This window comes from Actinoplanes sp. NPDC048791 (assembly GCF_040650095.1).
GTDB lineage: Bacteria > Actinomycetota > Actinomycetes > Mycobacteriales > Micromonosporaceae > Actinoplanes.
Window position 1 is genome coordinate 1 of sequence record NZ_JBEZGQ010001760.1, and the last position, 1,017, is coordinate 1,017.

Here is a 1,017-nt window from a genome sequence, read left to right on the forward strand (position 1 = left end):
CTCCGCCGCCCACGACCCCGCCGCCCGGCAGCTCCACCTGCGCGGTGAAGTCGCGGCCGGCCGGCAAGGTGCTCGTCGGCTACTGGGAGAACTGGGACGGCGCGAGCAACGGTGTGCACCCAGGCTTCGGCTGGGTCCCGATCAACGACAGCCGGCTCGGCCAGCACGGCTACAACGTCATCAACGCGGCGTTCCCGGTGATCCGCTCCGACGGCACGGTGCTGTGGGAGAACGGCATGGACGCCGGGGTGAAGGTCTCCACCCCGGCCGAGATGTGCGCGGCCAAGGCCGCCGGCGCGACCCTGCTGATGTCGATCGGCGGTGCGGCGGCCGGCATCGACCTGAGCTCCAGCGCGGTCGCCGACCGGTTCGTGACGACGATCGTGCCGATCCTGCAGCAGTACAACTTCGACGGCATCGACATCGACATCGAGACCGGGCTGACCGGCAGCGGCAGCATCACCACCCTGTCGGCCTCGCAGGCCAACCTGATCCGGATCATCGACGGCGTGCTGGCGCGGATGCCGGCCAACTTCGGGCTGACCATGGCGCCGGAGACCGCGTACGTGACCGGTGGCAGCGTCACCTACGGCTCGATCTGGGGCTCGTACCTGCCGGTCATCAAGAAGTACGCGGACAACGGCCGGCTCTGGTGGCTGAACATGCAGTACTACAACGGCAGCATGTACGGCTGCGCCGGTGACTCGTACGGCGCCGGCACGGTGCAGGGCTTCGTCGCCCAGACCACGTGCCTGAACAACGGCCTGGTGATCCAGGGCACGACGATCCGGGTCCCGTACGACAAGCAGGTCCCCGGCCTGCCCGCGCAGGTCGGGGCCGGCGGCGGTTACATGACGCCGGCGCTGGTGACGCAGTCCTGGAACAGCTTCAACGGCAGCCTCAAGGGCCTGATGACCTGGTCGGCCAACTGGGACGGCTCGAAGAGCTGGACCTTCGGCGACAACGTGAAGCGCCTGCAGGGCCGCTGAGCTATCTCCGCCGCCGGGCGATCACCAG

General features: G+C 68.9%; 1 protein-coding gene. It reads left to right on the forward strand.

Features of this window, described 5'->3' with window-relative positions:
- A partial coding sequence (locus AB0C29_RS50250) for a chitinase (protein WP_360835716.1) occupies positions 1–989 on the forward strand: 989 nt, incomplete at its 5' end.
- Positions 990–1,017 lie beyond the last annotated feature (28 nt).